This window comes from Streptomyces sp. NPDC002888 (assembly GCF_042888465.1).
Lineage (GTDB): Bacteria > Actinomycetota > Actinomycetes > Streptomycetales > Streptomycetaceae > Streptomyces.
Genome location: NZ_JBIAPU010000043.1, coordinates 1 through 15844, shown reverse-complemented (window position 1 = coordinate 15844; position 15844 = coordinate 1). Strand labels below are relative to the sequence as shown.

Sequence of the window (15844 nt, the reverse complement as noted above, 5' to 3'; positions counted from 1 at the left end):
CGGCCATTAACAGATAGTCGGGAGCGGCCGACGGGGTCACTGCCCGGTCGTTCCAAGGGCCTGGTCGGCCGTTGCGAAGCGGTGCTCCGTCGGCTTCAGCACTTCGTAGAGGTAGCCGAAGTACTCCGTTTCCGCCGTTCCAGTGAGCACCGACAGCAGGAAGGCGACGCACCCCATGTCGTGGTACTCCCATAGAGGGCCGCGCCCCTCGTTGTAGAGCACGATCCAGTCGTCGGGGTGCTGACCGGGCCGCGCGAGCCAGTACAGGAACGCTCCCGTGCCCTCCTCGAATGCCCACGGCAGGACCCTCGCCCCCGCCTCCTGCAGGCCAGTGGGCTTGTCCTCGAACTGCCACAGATCGGCCAGGATCTCGTGCCGTTCCGTCGTCTGCGCGTGCAGGTCACAGTCGTCGTAGGCGGAGTCGGGGACGAGCAGCCAGATCGTCTCGTCGAAGATGCCGTCGCCGTACGTCTCGACGAGCTGCTTGTAGTCGGCGGGCAGAGCCAGACCGAGGGTGCGCTCGGCTTGAACCCAGTCCACCGCGGGTGGCGGATTGGCGGGCGGCGGGCAGAGGCGGACGAGCGCATCGAGGGCGACCATGGAACGGACGCTACCGGGACACCAGCCGGTACCCGTGGGAGGGTCGACAGGCAGGGCGAAGATCGGCAGCGGAACCCGGCCCAGGTACCGCTCGCCGGGGTGAAGACCTCGGCACGCCGGGAACTGCCTCCGTCGGGTGGTCGGTGAGCGCGCACTTGGGCGTACGAGTAACGGGTCCGTGGTCGGGCTGCGCGCTCATCGGCTGCTCCTCCCGCCGGGTAGTACCGCCACGGTACGCGCGTCGGATAGCTGTGGACCCGGGCGTGGACGGACCCGTCCTACCGGGTGCGCAGCGAGCGGGCGACGGCCTGGGCGTGCTGACGGGTCTGGGCGTCCTGCTTGTCCCAGGTGCCGGCGATGTGGTCGAGGAGTTCGGCCGTATCTTGCTGGCCGTTGCCGTCTGCGTGTGCGGGGATGGTCCCGATGCGAGTCCACGCTCGTCGGGGAACTGGTACTGCTCCCCGCGGGCGCGGGGACGACGGTCAGGCGGTGGGGCGGGGCAGGGCACGGCACGAGCTACCCCCGCGGGCGCGGGGACGACGGGCCCGGACACCGTCATGAGGATGTCGCGCAGGAGCTACCCCCGCGGGCGCGGGGACGACTAGGTTCTGTCTCTTTGGTCAGCATCGTGCCCAGATGCGGTCGCGGTGGCCGCGGATTGGGCGGGATGAGTAGGCGCGGTCAGCCAGGACCATGGTGGGGCGGGTCCGGGGCCGCCAGGGCCGCTTCTCGGCACCCGGATGCGGGCCATGGCCGACCAGCTGATCGCCTGGGTGCGGGTCCTGCGAGGCTGCGGCCGCTACCGGCATCCTCCGGCAGACTGGAAACGCATCCGCCGCTACCTGCGCATCGCCTGGCCCGCCCTGACCTCCTGGACGACGGCCGGACTGGACCTGCGGCAGGTCACCACCGATCACATCACGAGCGAGCTCGCCCGCCACCAGGGCAACGTGGCCCGAGGTCTGCTCACCGTGCTGCGCAGCATCTTTCGGGCCCTGAAACAGGAGCGGATGATCTTCCGCAACCCCACGGCCGGGCTGCACCAGCCTGCCGGAGTACACCTGCCACGGCCACTGTCCAGCGACCGACTGGCCGGCATCCTGGACCAGCTCGATGGCCCCGCCGCGCGGCTCATCGTCGGCCTGGTCGCCATCCACGCCGTGCGCGCCGTGGAGGTCGCCCGGCTCGGCCTGGCCGACCCTGACCTCGCCCGCCGGACCCTGACAGTGCGGCGGGGCAAGCACACCCACCTGGTCTACTTCGACGACCTGAGCACCGACCTGGTGACCGGCTGGCTGCGCGAGCGCCGCCGCCGCTGGCCCTACGCCACCAACCCACACCTGCTCATTACCGCCCAGACCTACCGGCACCCCGCCTCCCCGCAGATCAGCTACTGCGCGATGCGGGCCGCGTTCGACCAGATCGGGCTGCTGCCACGGCAGGTATGGGCGGACCGCATCCTGGACGAGGCCCGGGAGACCGCCGACCCGGTCCACCTCGTCCGCCTCTTCGGCATCCACCCCAGCATCGCCGTGAAGTACGTACACGCCGCGCACCCGGACAAGGCCCTGCCCCGGATCCGCTGACCGGGCGACACCGACCCGCAGACCCGACGCATGGTGGAAGACGTCAACCATGTCTTCGACCTGGTCTCCGCCGGATCCGATGCTTGCCAAGCCCACCGCCGATCCCGCACTCGCACTCGCACTCGCACTCGCACTGGATCATGCGGCAGAGCCGAAGTGGGATGGCTACCGGGCACTCGTGGGCCGGTGGTCCGGCGAGCGTGGCCTTATCTGGTCCCGCTCCGGCGGCGACCGGGCTGGATGTTCTTGCCGAGTTGCGCGGCGCGGATCGCGGCGACGTACCCGCTCGAGCCGGCGCCGAGGACGACGACGTCGTAGTGCGCGCTCATGACGTGCCCCCTTTCCGGAGTGTCTCGTGGAGCGAGTAGTCATGCCGCGCGGTGGTGGGGCGCCAGGGTGGCCTGGATCTGGTCGCGGATGTCGGCGAGGACGGCTTCGTCGCTGCGGTGCAGGTACACGGTGGCGGTGGTGCTGATGTGGATGATCGCGGTGATCACCCGCGCCAGCGTTGCCGCGTCGGCGGCGTCGATGTGCTCGTCGCGGGTGAGCAGGCCGGTGATGCCGTCCTCGAGGCGGCCGGCAAGGGCCAGGCCCGCTTGCCGGTAGGGCTCGACCGGGTCGCCGAAGACGAGTTCGTGCAGGTATGTGCGGCCGTTCTCGGTGTGCTCCCTCAGGCACTCCACGACGGGACGGATGAGAGCGGCGACCGGCTCCAGTGCGCCCTGTCCGACGGTGGCGTTCGCGGCGGCGAGGCCGTCGTCGATGGCGGTGGCGAACTTCTCGTTCTGCACCATGATCAGCAGCTCGGCCTTCGTGGACGCGTACAGGTAGAGGGTGCCGATCGCGACGTCGGCCCGGTGGGCGATCTGCTGCGTCGTGACCCTGCTGACGCCGTGTTCGGCGAACAGTTCGCGGGCCGCGGTCATGATGCGCTCGCGCTTGGCCTGTTTGGCCCGCTCGCGGCGCCCGATCGGCAGGTGACCGCGCCCCATGGGACCTCCCTTGACAATAATTCTGAGTGCACTCATAGTTGAGTGTACTCGGGTTGGCCGAGTGGGGCGAGACTCCGGAAGTCGCGCTGAATTGGCCCACCTGGTCTCAGACCTGGATAAATAGGATGAAGGCAAGGAGAGACGCCCCATGAGAGCGTTCGTCGTCACCAAGTACAAGGAGCCGCTGCAGGAGGTGGAGGTCCCCGAGCCCACCGTGGGGGAGCACGACGTGCTGGTGCGGGTGGAGGCTGCCGGGCTGAACCCGCTGGATGAGAAGATCCGCGCCGGTGAGTTCAAGCAGATCCTGCCGTACAAGCTGCCGCTGATCCTGGGCAACGACGTCGCGGGCACCGTCATCAGCGTCGGGACGGCGGTTCGCGGCTTCAAGCCCGGAGACGAGGTCTACGGCCGGCCCGACCAGGACCGCATCGGCACGTTCGCCGAGCGCATCGCCGTAGCGGAGGGCGACCTGGCGCTCAAGCCCGCCTCGATCAGCATGGAAGAGGCGGGCTCGCTGCCGCTGGTGGCGCTCACGGCGTGGCAGGCGCTGGTGGAGCGCGGGAGGGTGCGGCCCGGGCAGAAGGTTCTCATCCACGCCGGCGCCGGCGGGGTCGGTTCGATCGCGATCCAGCTCGCCGCGCACCTCGGTGCGAGCGTCGCCACGACCGCCAGCGGTTCCAATGCGCACTTCGTGCGCGCGCTCGGCGCGGACACGGTGATCGATTACCGCACCCAGGACTTCGAGCAGCTCCTGACCGGCTACGACCTGGTGTTGGACGGCATCGGTGGGGAGACCCTCGAGAAGTCCCTGCGGGTGCTCAAGCCCGGCGGTAAGGCCATCGGGATCGCTGGTCCCCCGGACCCCGCGTTCGCCCGCGAGGCCGGCCTGAACCCGCTGTTGCGCCTGGCGGTCGCAGGCCTGAGCGGCAAGATCCGCAGGCAGGCGAAGAAGCTCGGCGTGACGTACGAGTTCCTGCTCATGCGCGCCAGCGGCGACCAGCTCCGCCAGATCACCACCCTCATCGACGAGGGCGTGGTGCGTCCGGTCGTGGGAAAGGTGGTCGCCTTCGACCAGACCCCCCAGGCGCTGCAGTCCCTGTCTCAGGGTGGCATCCGCGGCAAGGCCGTCATCGGCAACAGCTGACCCGCCGCAACCGCGACGGGCGACACGAAACACACAGCACGCAAGGAGAATTCGTCATGAGCAGCACCGACACCCCTGACGAAGCCGTCATCACTTCCTATGCGAAGGCCCCGGCCCGCACCGTCAGTGCCGGTGGCGTCACCTACGCCTACCGCGAGCTGGGCCCGAAGGGCGGTATCCCCGTCGTCTTCTTCGTCCACCTCGCCGCGACCCTGGACAACTGGGACCCCCGCATCGTTGACCCCGTCGCGAAGGGCCGTCACGTCATCGCCTTCGACAACCGCGGTGTCGGAGCGTCCACCGGCCAGGTGCCGGACAGCGTCGAGGCGATGGCCGACGACGCCTACACCTTCATCAAGGCGCTCGGGTACGACAAGATCGACGTCTTCTCCTTCTCCCTCGGCGGCATGGTCGCCCAGGCCCTGGTGGTGAAGCACCCCGAGCTCATCCGCAAGCTTGTCCTCACCGGCACCGGCCCCAAGGGCGGCAAGGACATCGACAAGGTCGCCGGAACCACCTACTGGGACATCCTGCGCGCCACCTTGACCCGCTCGGACCCCAAGGAGTTCCTGTTCTTCAACCGCAACGCCACGGGGAAGCCCGCCGCGCGCGCGTTCGTCAACCGGCTCAAGGAGCGCACCGCCGACCGCGACGCGGACATCAAGGTCAAGGCGTTCCAGACGCAGCTGAAGGCGATCAAGAAGTGGGGACGCTCCACCCCCGACGACCTGTCGACGATCACGCAGCCCACCCTGATCGCCAACGGCGACAACGACCGCATGGTGCCCTCGGTCCTGTCGGAGGACCTGCACCGGCGCATCAAGGGCAGCGAGGTGATCATCTACCCCGACTCCGGGCACGGCGGCATCTTCCAGTACCACCAGGAGTTCGCCCCCGTGGCGGTCGAGTTCCTGGCCCGATGACCACCGCCTGACCAGGAAGACAAGGGAAACATCATGAGCACGTCACCGGGCGCCGCGCCCCTGGAAGCGAAGAAGCCTCTCACCTCCTCGATCCTGCTGTGGGTGCGGACCGATCAGCCCCGCCAGACCGGCATGGACCACTGGAAGGGCCCGCACTCCGGGATCATCTCCGCCACCCCGGGCCTGGAGGAGTACCGGCAGATCCACCTCGCCGAGCACAACACGGGCCTGTGGCCGGCCATCGACGGGGTCCAGACCGCGATCCCCACCGACCGGAAGATCGACGGCGTCGCGGAAGTCACCTTCCAATCGGCGCTCGCACCCCTGAAAGGGCGCAAGCAGACGAAGCTGGCTTACGCCGACGAGATCAACGTGTTCCGCCGCACCCTGCTCTACGCCGGCCCGCCGAACTCCTCTCGGTGGTACGACGTCGCAGGCCCGGGCGAGAAGGTCGGCGCCCGCGCGCTGATCTACCTGCGCCGCAGAGACGGGGTCGGCGCCGGCGCCTTCCGGAAGTTCGTCAACGAGCAGCTCGCACCCGCGCTCGCCGGCACCGGAATGCTGAAGGAGCTGCGCACGCAGACTTTCCTCCCCTGGAGCAAAAAGCTCTGGGACACCCCGCACGTCGCCCACGACAACCCCCACGACCAGCACTTCCACGCCTCGCTCAGCCTCGGGTTCACCGACACCGCGGCACGGGACGCCTTCTTCACCGGCAACGTGATCGACGACCTGTCCAACCGGCTGGCACCGCAAGTCTCCGCGATCCACGCCTACAACGTCACCGCCACCCTCACCTACGTCAAGAACGGCGCCATCCTCCCGCGCTACCAGGAGTGAGCGGCGCGCAGACGGGAAGCGGGACCGCCGGATCTACTCAGGAATCCATCCGCCCCAGGCTTCCTGGCCCTCCTCGCGCCCCGCCGCCGTCTGATACCCCTCACGCATCTGGAGCCAGCCATGAGCGAGCAGCAGAGCACCATCCACTACGAGCGCACCTCACCGCAGATCGCGAAGATCACCTTCGCCAACCCGCCCGTCAACCTCATCGCCGGCGAGACAGTCCTGCGCCTCATCGAGATCGTCGCTGAACTGGCCACCGACCCGGACATCCAGGTCGTGCTGTTCGACAGCGCCACCCCCGACTTCTTCTACAACCACTTCGACCTGGCCGCCGCCGCCGACTTCCCCGCCCCCGAGGGCCCGGACGCGGCGCCGGCATGGACGAATCTGGTCCTGGAACTCTCCAGAGCGCCGTACATCACCATCGCGGCCATCCGTGGACGCACCCGTGGCGGCGGGAACGAGCTCGCCCTCGCCCGCGATCTGCGCTACGCCAGCCGCGAGAAGGCGATCTTCGGGCAGCCCGAGGTCGGCAGCGGACTGCTGCCCGGCGGTGGCGGCACCGAACGCCTGCCCCGCGCCATCGGGCGCGACCGAGCCCTGGAAGCCATCCGCACCAGCGACGACTACGACGCCGACACCGCCGAACGCTGGGGCTGGATCACCCGCGCCCTCCCCGACAGCGAACTCGACTCCTTCGTCGGCACAGTCGTCGCCCGGCTCGCCTCCTTCGACCGCACCTCACTCGCCTCAGCCAAAGCCCAGATCAACCGGGCATCCTTGCCCCCGGACGCGGACCTGGTCGCCGCGTACGGCGAGTTCACCCGATCCCTCACCCTCCCCGGGTTCCTCACCCGCGCCGCCGGCACGCAGGCCGTCGTCGAACAGGCCGGCATCGACTTCGAGTACCGGCTCGGGCACTACATCGGCATCGCCAACCGGCAACGCTGACACCCATCAAAATGCGAGCACGGACGCAGCAGATGCCGCGGCTGTCCTCGCTTGTCGCGGGGCCCGCGGCACCGTGGTCGACCGGCGTACCAGCATCGCGGGCGAATTCGAACGCGTCGGCGCCCTCTCCGAGCCACGGGCCGATTGGCCAGGACTCACCACCCAGTGGCACAGCCGTACCCGCCGACACTGCTGCGAGTGGTGTCGGGGGAAGTGCCCTGGCGGTCGCTGGACGAACTACACCGGATGATGCGAGGACGAGTGCGCGCCGAGCATGGCCTGACCGAGCTTCACCGACACCAACCGGGCCGAACTCACGATGCATGGCACCACTGAGCCCGTGGCCCGACAGCCGCGATGGCCTGTCACCACGGCGGTGCCCCGCTGCTGATCGGGCTGCTGCCGGATCGACCGCCGATGTCATCCACGGCTCGACGGCCTCGACGGTGCACCCCTTCTCGACACCGGCCGGCCAACTGTTCGAACGCCATGGATCACGGGGTCCCGACGTGAAGAGGTCACGTCGGGACCGAGGAAAAAATGTCAGGCGTTCGTGCTGTGCAGGTCCGGGTAAAGCGCCTCGACCGGGCCGCTCAGAGCCGCCTTGACCCCCTTGGTCAACTCGTCGGCCAGGACCTCGTATTCGCCGGCCTCGACGGCGTCGTAGACCGTCGTCACCAGCTGCGTCGGCGGCATCTTGGGTCCGTCGGCGTGCGCGGCCATACCGGTGTCGACGTAGCCCATGTGCACACCCGTCACGTGGACGCCCATGGGTGCGAACTCGATGCGCAGCGAGTTGGTGGCCGACCACAGTGCGGCCTTGGACGCGCTGTAGACGCCGCCGAAGGCATACCAGCTGGCAACGGAGTGCACGTCGATGAGGGTCGACCTCTGCTTGGCGGCGAGGACCGGTGCGAAGGCGCGGGCGAGGAAGACTGGTCCGAAGAAGTTCGTCTCCATGTTCGCCCGGATGTCCGCCTCGGTGACGTCCAGCAGGCTCGCGCTCGGCGGGATGGCGCCCGCGTTGTTGACGAGCACGGTGACGTCCGCCGCAGCGGCGACGGCCGCGTCGATCGACGCGCGGTCGGTGACGTCAAGAGTCAGGGGGACGATGCGGTCATCGTCCCAGGCGCGAGGGGAACGGGCGGTGGCGTAGACCTTGGCGGCGCCGCGAGCCAGGGCCTCGTGGACGAAGTGGGTGCCGATACCGCCATTGGCGCCTGTGACGAGGACGACTGCTCCATCGAGAGAGGGCATTGGTGTTCCTTCTTTCCAAGGGGATGTGACGTGCGTGGCAGTGCACGGATGGAGCAATGACTCCTCGCCCCGCCGTGGAAGAATGAGCGGAGCCACATTCGAGCCCACGCGGTAATGACTGCCATCATAACTGAGTACAGTCAGAATCTATTCCTGGAGGACACCGCCATGCCTGTCGCCCCCCAGTCGGTCGGACGGCGCGAGCGGAACAAGCAGGAAAAACTCGACCGCATCGTCGCTGCCGCCAGTGAACTGTTCGCCGAACACGGCGTCGACGAGGTCACGACCCAGCAGATCGCCGACAAGGCCGACATCGGCACCGGGACCCTGTTCCTCTATGCCAAGACCAAGGGCGAACTCCTCCTGCTCGTGCAGAACGCCAAGTACGCCGAAGCACTCGAGCAGGGCCGGGCGGACGCCGAGACCGTCCCAGGCGTGCTGGACGCGGTGCTGGCGATCGTCCGGCCGATCGTCGAGTGCAACCGCACCCAGATCGACAACGGACGCACCTACCTGCGAGAGATGGTCTTCGGCGACCCCGAGGAGCCCCGGCACAGCGCGGCACTCGCCATCGTCGCGCAGACCGAGGAGGCCATCGCCGCCGTGCTGCGCCGAGACGAGCGGGTCACAGAAGGCGACGCCGCGACGCTGGCACACATCGTGTCCGCCGTGATGTTCCTCAGCACGGCGGCGAGCGTGAACATCGCCTTGAGCGTCGAGGAGATCGTGCAAGACATCCGGGGGCAGGTTGACGTCCTGCTGCCTCGCTGAAGCGCGGCCGGCCTCAGGCCCAGGCGACCATCCGGGTGGTCCTCGGCTGCGTCATGGCCCGAATCCCTAAATGGCAGGTCATCCGGCCGTTGCTGCCCATTCCGACATGGCCGGAGGGGTGGGGCGGGCGGCCCGAGGGCTACCGCCACCGCGTGCTGCTGGAATTTCGGACATGGCGTCGAGTCCCCGTCACACAGTCCCTGTCCCCAGGATTCCGGGTCGAGGCCCGTGTGGTGCGGTCAGGGCTTTGTGGTTCGATTCCAGGATCTTCTCCGACAGTTCTGTGCCCGCTGTGGCGCGGGCGAGCAGGATCGCACCGACCAGGGTGGCCACCATGGGGAGGCCGTCGTTGGCGTCGGTGGACATCCACGCGGCGAATTCCTGGACTCCGGCCGCGTACGTTTCGCGTACCTCTCCGGCTGTGGGCTCGCGAGCCATGTCCCCTGCGAATCCTGCGGTGGGGCAACCGGTGCCGGGCTGGTCACGGTGCTCGGGTGACAGGTAGAAGTCGATGAGGGCGCCGCGCGCGGTGTCGTGATCGCCGTGCGCCGTGTCGAACGACGCCAGGAGTAGGTCGAGGTCCCCGAAAGCGGCTTGAGCCGACTCGGCCACCAGGGCCTCCTTGGAGGGGAACTGCTTGTAGAAGCCGCCCGTGGTCAGCCCGATGGACTTCATCAGATCGGCGACGCTGATGCCGTTCACGCCGCGTTCCCGGAAGAGCTGGGAGGCCGCGGCAACCGCGCGCCTTCGGTTTTCGATCGCTTGTGCCTGCGAAACGCGGCTCATCAGTCACCTGCTCACGTTAGATAGTTAAGTGCATCTATCGTACGCGAAGCGCCGGGCGGTCGGCCGCAGAGCCTCCTCCCGTACGACTCTTTCTCGCTGCCGCAAGGTGAGGGGCTTGTGGGCCCGCTTCGGTCTCCGGTCGCGGGCGGGTGGCGATCGAAGCCATTGACTGGCCGGGCTTTAGATACTTATCGTAATCTAAGACGGGGCGACGTTCTGGCCCCCACTCATCCGCCGGACCAGAAATGAGATCCACCCCATGACCACGCAGAACAAGACCGCCGTCGTCACCGGCGCGTCCGCCGGCCTGGGTGCCGCCTACGCGCAGCGGCTTGCCGACCGGGGTTACGACCTGATCCTGGTGGCCCGGAACGCCGCGCGGCTGGAATCGCTGGCGTCGGACATCCGCAGCCGCACCGGCCGCGCGGTGGACGTCGTCACCGCCGACCTCACCGATGCGGCGCAGATCTCCGTGGTCGAGGAGCGTCTGCGGACCGACGAGAGCATCGAGCTGCTGGTCAACAACGCCGGCGGTGCGCTGCTCACACCGATGACAGGTTCCGACGCGGCGGCCTACGAGGCGCTGATCAACCTCAATGTGACCTCGCTGACCAGGCTGACCATCGCGGTCCTGCCGGGCCTGACGGCCCGCGGACGCGGCACCGTCGTGAACATCTCCTCTGCCATGGCTCTCAACATCCTGCCCGTCAGCGCCGTCTACAGCGGCACCAAGAGCTACGTGCTGACATTCACCCAGGCCCTGCAGCAGGAACTCGCCGAGAGCCCCGTCACGGTGCAGGCCGTCCTGCCGGGCGCCGTCCGCACGGAGCTCTGGGACGGCTCCGGCGTCGACCTCGAGACGTTTCCCGACGAGATCGTCATGAACGTGGACGACGCCGTCGACGCGGCGCTCGCCGGCCTCGACGCCGGGGAGCCCGTCACCATCTTGTCGCTGCCGGACATCAGCGACTGGGAGTCGTTCGAGAAGGCACGTCAGACGCTCATCCCGAACCTGTCGCTGCGGGTCCCGGCCGATCGCTACCGCGGCTGACCACCGCTCCGACTCCGGTGCGGGAGTCCCTCTGTGACAACGGCACGACCGCTGCCGCACAAGGCCGATGCGTCATGCGGCGTGGGGGAAGACCGACACGCGATCTTCCCCTCGCCCACCCAAACAGCCGGGGCCTGGCACCGCAGTGGCGGCGGTCATGCGTGCGGCAAGCCCGTCCGCCCCGTCGACTGCCCCTCCGCGCAGCTGCCTTCCATGGTGGAAGGCCCCGGCCCCATCAGGCCACTCACCGCGTACACGCTACTTCCGGCAACCCGCCACCCCGCCACTCTCTCTCACCCTTCATTTGAGGAAACATCCATGTCGAACGCCCTGTGGAACCCCACGACCGTCGGGGAGATCTCCCTGCCGCACCGGCTTGCGATGGCCCCCATGACGCGCAACCGGTCCACCCCCAACGGCGTACCGACCGAGCTGAACGCCGAGTACTACGCCCAGCGCGCCTCGCAGGCCCTCATCATCACCGAGGGCACCCAGCCCAACGCCGACGGACAGGGCTACCTGCTCACCCCCGGCATCTACTCCGAGGAGCACATCGCCGGCTGGCGCAAGGTCACCGATGCCGTACACAAGGCCGACGGACGCATCGTCATCCAGCTCATGCACGCCGGACGGATGTCCCACCCCGACAACACTCCCCACCACCGGCAGCCGGTCGCCCCCTCCCCGGTCCAGCCTGCGGGCGAGATGTTCACTCTGTCCGGCCCACAGGAGATGTTGGTACCGCGCGAGCTGTCCACCGAGGAGGTCGCCACCACGGTCGACGACTTCCGGCGCGCCGCGGCGGCCGCCATCGCGGCCGGCGCCGACGGCGTCGAGATCCACGGCGCCAACGGCTACCTCGTGCACCAGTTCCTCGCCACCAACACCAACCAGCGCACCGACCGCTACGGCGGCTCCGTCGACAACCGCATCCGCTTCGTCGTCGAGATCGCCACCGCCGTGGCCGACGAGATCGGCGCCAGCCGCACCGGCCTGCGCATCTCCCCCGGCAACCCGTTCAACGACATCGCGGAGAGCGACACCCACGACCTGTACCCGGCACTGGTACGCGCTCTCGCCCCCCTCGACCTCGCCTACCTGCACATCGGAAACCACAGCGGCGACGACGAACTCCTGCACACCCTCCGCAAGCTGTGGCCGAACACGCTGGTCCTCAACCGGGCCGGCACCGACATCGCCACCCGCGCCAAGGACATCGAAGACGGCATCGCCGACGTCGTCACCGTCGGCACGATGGCCCTCGCCAACCCCGACCTGGTCGAGCGCATACGCACCGGCGCGCCGCTGAACACCCCCGACCCCGCCACCGTCTACGGCGGCGGGGAGGCCGGCTACACCGACTACCCCACCCACATCGCCTGACAAACGCCGGCCGGGCGCCTCGCCTTCGCGAGAAGAAGCAGCTGCTGCCCGGCGCCATCGCCAGACCCTGCTCGTCCAACCCGCCAGTTCGACCCGATTCCACAGTCCATCACCGGGGCGGAGCCGCTCCGTCCATCCACATTGGAGAAGCACATGTCTTCCTCGAACGTCGAATCCACCGCCGAATTGCACCGGCTCGCCGATGAGTACGTCAAGCTCGTCAACCTGCGTGACCTCGACGCCCTGTTCGCCCTGTACGCGCCGGACTTCCGCAACCACGGCGCCGACGGCACCGCCACCGGCCTCGAGGAGACCCGCGCGGTGCTGGCGTCGTTCCTCGACGCGGTCCCCGACTTCGCCGCCACGCCGGTCCGTGTCGTCGCCGAGGAAGATTGGTTCGCGATCAGCTTCATCCTCACCGGCACGAACACCGGGCCCTTCAACGGCACTCCCGCCACCGGCCGATCGATCAAGGTGCTGGAGCTCCGCATGTTCAAGGTGGCAGACGGGAAGCTCGCCGAGCACTGGGGCCTCATCGACCTGGCGACGCTCTTCGCCCAATTGCAGTCCTGAGCTGAGTCCAGACCCTCCCACGCAGCCACAGGAAGTTGAGGAACAGGCAGACGTCCGTGATGTAGTTCCGCTTCGTCTCCCTCGTGTAGCCCCGGAACGGACTACTGCGCGTGTGCAGGCTGAGGAGCTCGTCGACCCGGTAGTCCGGCGAAAGCAGAATCGGATCATCGGGTCGGATACCGGTCGCCTCTTCGCGCTCCGCCAGACCTGCCCACCTCTCCAACACGGGCCCTTGTGGCGACACGCTCGGCACCGTCTTGGGAACCCAGAACACACGCCACTTACTCATCAGGCGACCCTGCCAGATCGGCTTCAACACGCCGATTCCATAGGGAATTCGCAACGACACCTTCGATCCCGACTCCGCCCCAGGCGGGGTCCAACCAGTCCTGTGCCGTGGCGCGGTCGGTCGTGTTCGGGCACAGCGTGAACGGGGCACCGAGCCCTTCGCGGGCGAAGAGATCCTCCAGGACAGCACGCCGCTCGCGAAAGGGCCGGACCATCTGACGTGGGCAGCGACGATTCGGTCGCTGCCGCGGTCGAGCGGTTCGGGCGGATCAACGTCCTGGTCAACAACGCGGACATCGGCTCCTCGGGCGCCGACGAGGAAAACTCTCTCGCGCAGGCCCAGCGCCTCTTCAACATCGACGTCTTAGGTGTGACTGACCAAGGCCGTTCTCCCGCACATGCGCGCCCAGGGAAGCGGGCGCATCATCAACCGCCGACATCGACTCGCCGCCCGCTCGCGATCTTTCCCATACCGCACCCCACGCTTCCCGGCTCCTTCTCGAATCACCGGACGCGACCACTTGCCATCGACCGGCGACCACTCTATTGTCGTACGAACGTAAGACATACGAACGTACGACATACGGACGTACTCCAAAATCAAGGGAGACCGCGATGGCGACAACCCAACCGGTGGCGCTCGTGACGGGTGCCTCATCGGGCATCGGCAAGGAGACGGCCCGTGCCTTCGCCGCGGCGGGCTTCGAGGTGATCGGAACCGCTCGCAACACCGCGCGGGTCACCGCGCCCGCCGGGGTGACCTACCTCGACCTCGACGTGACCAGCGACGATTCGGTCGCCTCCCTGGTCAAGCAGGTGATCGACCGGTTCGGGCGCATCGACGTCCTGGTCAACAACGCCGGCGTCGGCGCCAACGGCGCTGCCGAGGAGTTCTCCGTCGCCCGGACGCAGGACGTCTTCGACATCAACGTCTACGGCATCATGCGGATGACCAAGGCGGTTCTGCCGCACATGCGCGCTCAACGGCGCGGACGCGTCATCAACGTCTCCTCCCTCAGCGGGTTCGTCCCCAGCCCGTTCATGGCCATCTACACCTCGACCAAGCACGCGATCGAGGGCTACTCCGGATCGCTGGACCACGAGGTCCGCGAGCACGGCGTCCGGATCCTGCTCGTCGAGCCCGGCCCGATCAACACCCCGTTCGGGGACCACAGCGTGCAGGGCGACACCCCATTGCCGCTCTACGCGTCGGGACGGCGCACCTTCGACGAGGTGCTGGCGAAAAACACCAGCGGCGGCGACGATCCCGCCACCGTGGCCAAGGTGATCGTCGCGGCAGCCACCGACCGGAACCCGAAACTGCGGCGCACCGCCGGCTCGACGGCCGCAAGCATCAGCGTGCTCCACCGCATCCTTCCGGCCCGGATCTTCGACCGCATCGTCCGCAGATTCAACCGGATGCCGAACTGACGCTCACCTTTCGCATACCCGAACCCGTCCGAAAGCGGCGGCGTGTCTTCGACGAGGTGATGGCGCCGGTGAAGGACGGCGATGACCCCGCCGTCGTCACCAGAACGATCGTCACCGCGACCACCGATAAGAAGCCGAAGCCGCGCTACACCGCCGGCCTGCTGGCCTCACGCGTCACCACGGCCCGCCGCCTCGTCCCCGCCGGAACGTTCGACAAGCAGATCTGCAAGAAACACCGCCGCCTCCCGCCCTGCCCTCCCGGTCCGGCCTCAAGGGCGTCGTTTCCTACGGCGGCGTCCCCGAGCCCCACGACCCGAAACTGCAGACCGCCAGGATCAACTTCCCCGCTCTCCTCGCCGGCGCGGCACACTGACCCGACCAGCAGCAGCCGGGGCATAAGCCCCGGTTCCCAGGAGGAACACATCGTGCGGTACACGAAAGAACACAAGCAGGAGACACGGCAGCGGATCATCGAAACGGCCGGTCGCCGGCTCAAGCAAGACGGCATCGACGGCTCCGGCGTCGCCACGCTCATGAAGGACGCGGGCCTGACCAACGGCACCTTCTACGCCTACTTCGCCTCCAAGGACCACCTCGTGGCCACCGCGGTCGCCGACCAGATGCGCGCCCAGCACGAGAACATCGTCGCGCAGGCGGCGCCCGGCCGTGCCGGACTCGAACAGATCGTCCGCTGGTACTTCTCCCCCGAGCAGCGCGACAATATTGAGGACGGTTGCCCCAACGCCGCCCTGCTCGACGAGATCGCACGCTCCACGGATCTCACCCGGCAGGCCTACACCGACGGCGCGCTGGTCCTCATTGACGGCTTCGCCGCCCGCCTGGCACCCCACGATCCACCTTCGGCACGTCTGCGGGCACTTGGCCTCCTCGGCATGATGGCCGGGACACTGCAGCTCTCCCGTGCCCTGACCGACCGGCAGCTCGCCGACCAACTCCTCGAACAGGGCATGCGCAGCGCCCTCGCACTGCTGGATGCCGAGCAGCACAACTGAGACGCCATCCGCGTACTGATCAGAAGCTGGTCCGGTCGAACAAGGGCGGCGGCGCCCTCGACATCCGCGGTAGACCTTCGAGCCGACTCGAAGGTCAACATCAGTACGCAACCCGTATCGGGATGGCCACCAGTCCCTCACCGGCGCACGGGTTCGCTTAAGAGGTCGTCTCATTTGGTCCGGTAGATAGTGTGTCTTCGTGGGGATCGTTGAGCGCCTGGTGCCGGATGAGATGTGGGAGCTGTTCGAGCG

15 protein-coding genes and 2 pseudogenes are annotated in these 15844 nt (G+C 68.1%); 12 read left to right on the top strand and 5 right to left on the bottom strand.

What is annotated here, in order from left to right; translation table 11 throughout:
• Positions 1-36: 36 nt before the first annotated feature.
• A complete protein-coding gene (locus ACFYWX_RS44080) occupies positions 37-600 on the bottom strand; it encodes an SMI1/KNR4 family protein (protein ID WP_389431005.1) in 564 nt (187 codons plus the stop codon).
• Between the two features lie 749 nt (positions 601-1349).
• Here ACFYWX_RS44080 and ACFYWX_RS44075 point away from each other — a divergent pair.
• Positions 1350-2186 carry a hypothetical protein gene (locus ACFYWX_RS44075; RefSeq protein ID WP_389431004.1) on the top strand — a complete coding sequence of 279 codons (837 nt, stop codon included), beginning with the start codon at positions 1350-1352 and terminating at the stop codon, positions 2184-2186.
• Positions 2187-2425: 239 nt separating this feature from the next.
• On the opposite strand, the pseudogene ACFYWX_RS44070 reads toward ACFYWX_RS44075, so the two are convergent.
• Both ACFYWX_RS44070 and ACFYWX_RS44065 read right to left on the bottom strand, forming a co-directional pair.
• A pseudogene (locus tag ACFYWX_RS44070) lies at positions 2426-2515 on the bottom strand (FAD-binding protein); the annotation flags it as partial.
• Between the two features lie 39 nt (positions 2516-2554).
• Positions 2555-3178, bottom strand: coding sequence for a TetR/AcrR family transcriptional regulator (locus ACFYWX_RS44065; protein WP_389431002.1), 624 nt, complete (start codon positions 3176-3178; stop codon positions 2555-2557).
• A 148-nt stretch (positions 3179-3326) separates the two neighbouring features.
• On the opposite strand from ACFYWX_RS44065, the gene ACFYWX_RS44060 reads away from it, so the two are divergent.
• The 4 genes from ACFYWX_RS44060 (at position 3327) to ACFYWX_RS44045 (ending at position 7039) form a co-directional block, all read left to right on the top strand.
• Positions 3327-4322: an NADP-dependent oxidoreductase gene (locus ACFYWX_RS44060; RefSeq protein ID WP_389431001.1), complete on the top strand. Its 996-nt coding sequence runs from the start codon at positions 3327-3329 to the stop codon at positions 4320-4322.
• A gap of 56 nt (positions 4323-4378) precedes the next feature.
• Complete coding sequence (locus ACFYWX_RS44055) at positions 4379-5245, top strand: alpha/beta fold hydrolase (protein WP_389430999.1); 867 nt, start codon at positions 4379-4381, stop codon at positions 5243-5245.
• A 33-nt stretch (positions 5246-5278) separates the two neighbouring features.
• Positions 5279-6085 (top strand): strictosidine synthase, encoded by an 807-nt coding sequence (locus ACFYWX_RS44050; RefSeq protein WP_389430998.1) that lies wholly within the window; start codon positions 5279-5281, stop codon positions 6083-6085.
• 120 nt (positions 6086-6205) lie between these two features.
• Positions 6206-7039 (top strand): enoyl-CoA hydratase/isomerase family protein, encoded by an 834-nt coding sequence (locus ACFYWX_RS44045; RefSeq protein WP_389430997.1) that lies wholly within the window; start codon positions 6206-6208, stop codon positions 7037-7039.
• A gap of 543 nt (positions 7040-7582) precedes the next feature.
• Here ACFYWX_RS44045 and ACFYWX_RS44040 read toward each other — a convergent pair.
• Positions 7583-8296: an SDR family oxidoreductase gene (locus tag ACFYWX_RS44040; RefSeq protein WP_389430995.1), complete on the bottom strand. Its 714-nt coding sequence runs from the start codon at positions 8294-8296 to the stop codon at positions 7583-7585.
• Positions 8297-8464: 168 nt separating this feature from the next.
• Here ACFYWX_RS44040 and ACFYWX_RS44035 point away from each other — a divergent pair, with 168 nt between their 5' ends.
• Complete coding sequence (locus tag ACFYWX_RS44035) at positions 8465-9067, top strand: TetR/AcrR family transcriptional regulator (protein WP_389430994.1); 603 nt, start codon at positions 8465-8467, stop codon at positions 9065-9067.
• 189 nt (positions 9068-9256) lie between these two features.
• On the opposite strand, the gene ACFYWX_RS44030 is transcribed toward ACFYWX_RS44035, so the two are convergent.
• Positions 9257-9853: a TetR/AcrR family transcriptional regulator gene (locus ACFYWX_RS44030; RefSeq protein WP_389430992.1), complete on the bottom strand. Its 597-nt coding sequence runs from the start codon at positions 9851-9853 to the stop codon at positions 9257-9259.
• A gap of 259 nt (positions 9854-10112) precedes the next feature.
• On the opposite strand from ACFYWX_RS44030, the gene ACFYWX_RS44025 reads away from it, so the two are divergent.
• From ACFYWX_RS44025 to ACFYWX_RS44000, 6 genes and pseudogenes are all read left to right on the top strand, one after another.
• The gene (locus tag ACFYWX_RS44025; protein ID WP_389430991.1) at positions 10113-10904 is read left to right on the top strand and encodes an SDR family NAD(P)-dependent oxidoreductase; all 792 of its coding nucleotides are present in this window, start codon (positions 10113-10115) and stop codon (positions 10902-10904) included.
• A gap of 318 nt (positions 10905-11222) precedes the next feature.
• Positions 11223-12287: an alkene reductase gene (locus ACFYWX_RS44020; protein WP_389430989.1), complete on the top strand. Its 1065-nt coding sequence runs from the start codon at positions 11223-11225 to the stop codon at positions 12285-12287.
• Between the two features lie 153 nt (positions 12288-12440).
• Complete coding sequence (locus ACFYWX_RS44015) at positions 12441-12860, top strand: ester cyclase (protein WP_389430987.1); 420 nt, start codon at positions 12441-12443, stop codon at positions 12858-12860.
• A gap of 508 nt (positions 12861-13368) precedes the next feature.
• Positions 13369-13579, top strand: a pseudogene (locus tag ACFYWX_RS44010) (SDR family NAD(P)-dependent oxidoreductase); the annotation flags it as partial.
• Positions 13580-13763: 184 nt separating this feature from the next.
• Positions 13764-14579, top strand: a complete 816-nt coding sequence (locus ACFYWX_RS44005; RefSeq protein ID WP_389430986.1) for an oxidoreductase — start codon at positions 13764-13766, stop codon at positions 14577-14579.
• Between the two features lie 422 nt (positions 14580-15001).
• Positions 15002-15592, top strand: a complete 591-nt coding sequence (locus tag ACFYWX_RS44000) for a TetR/AcrR family transcriptional regulator (RefSeq protein WP_389431060.1) — start codon at positions 15002-15004, stop codon at positions 15590-15592.
• The last annotated feature ends 252 nt before the right edge of the window (positions 15593-15844 follow it).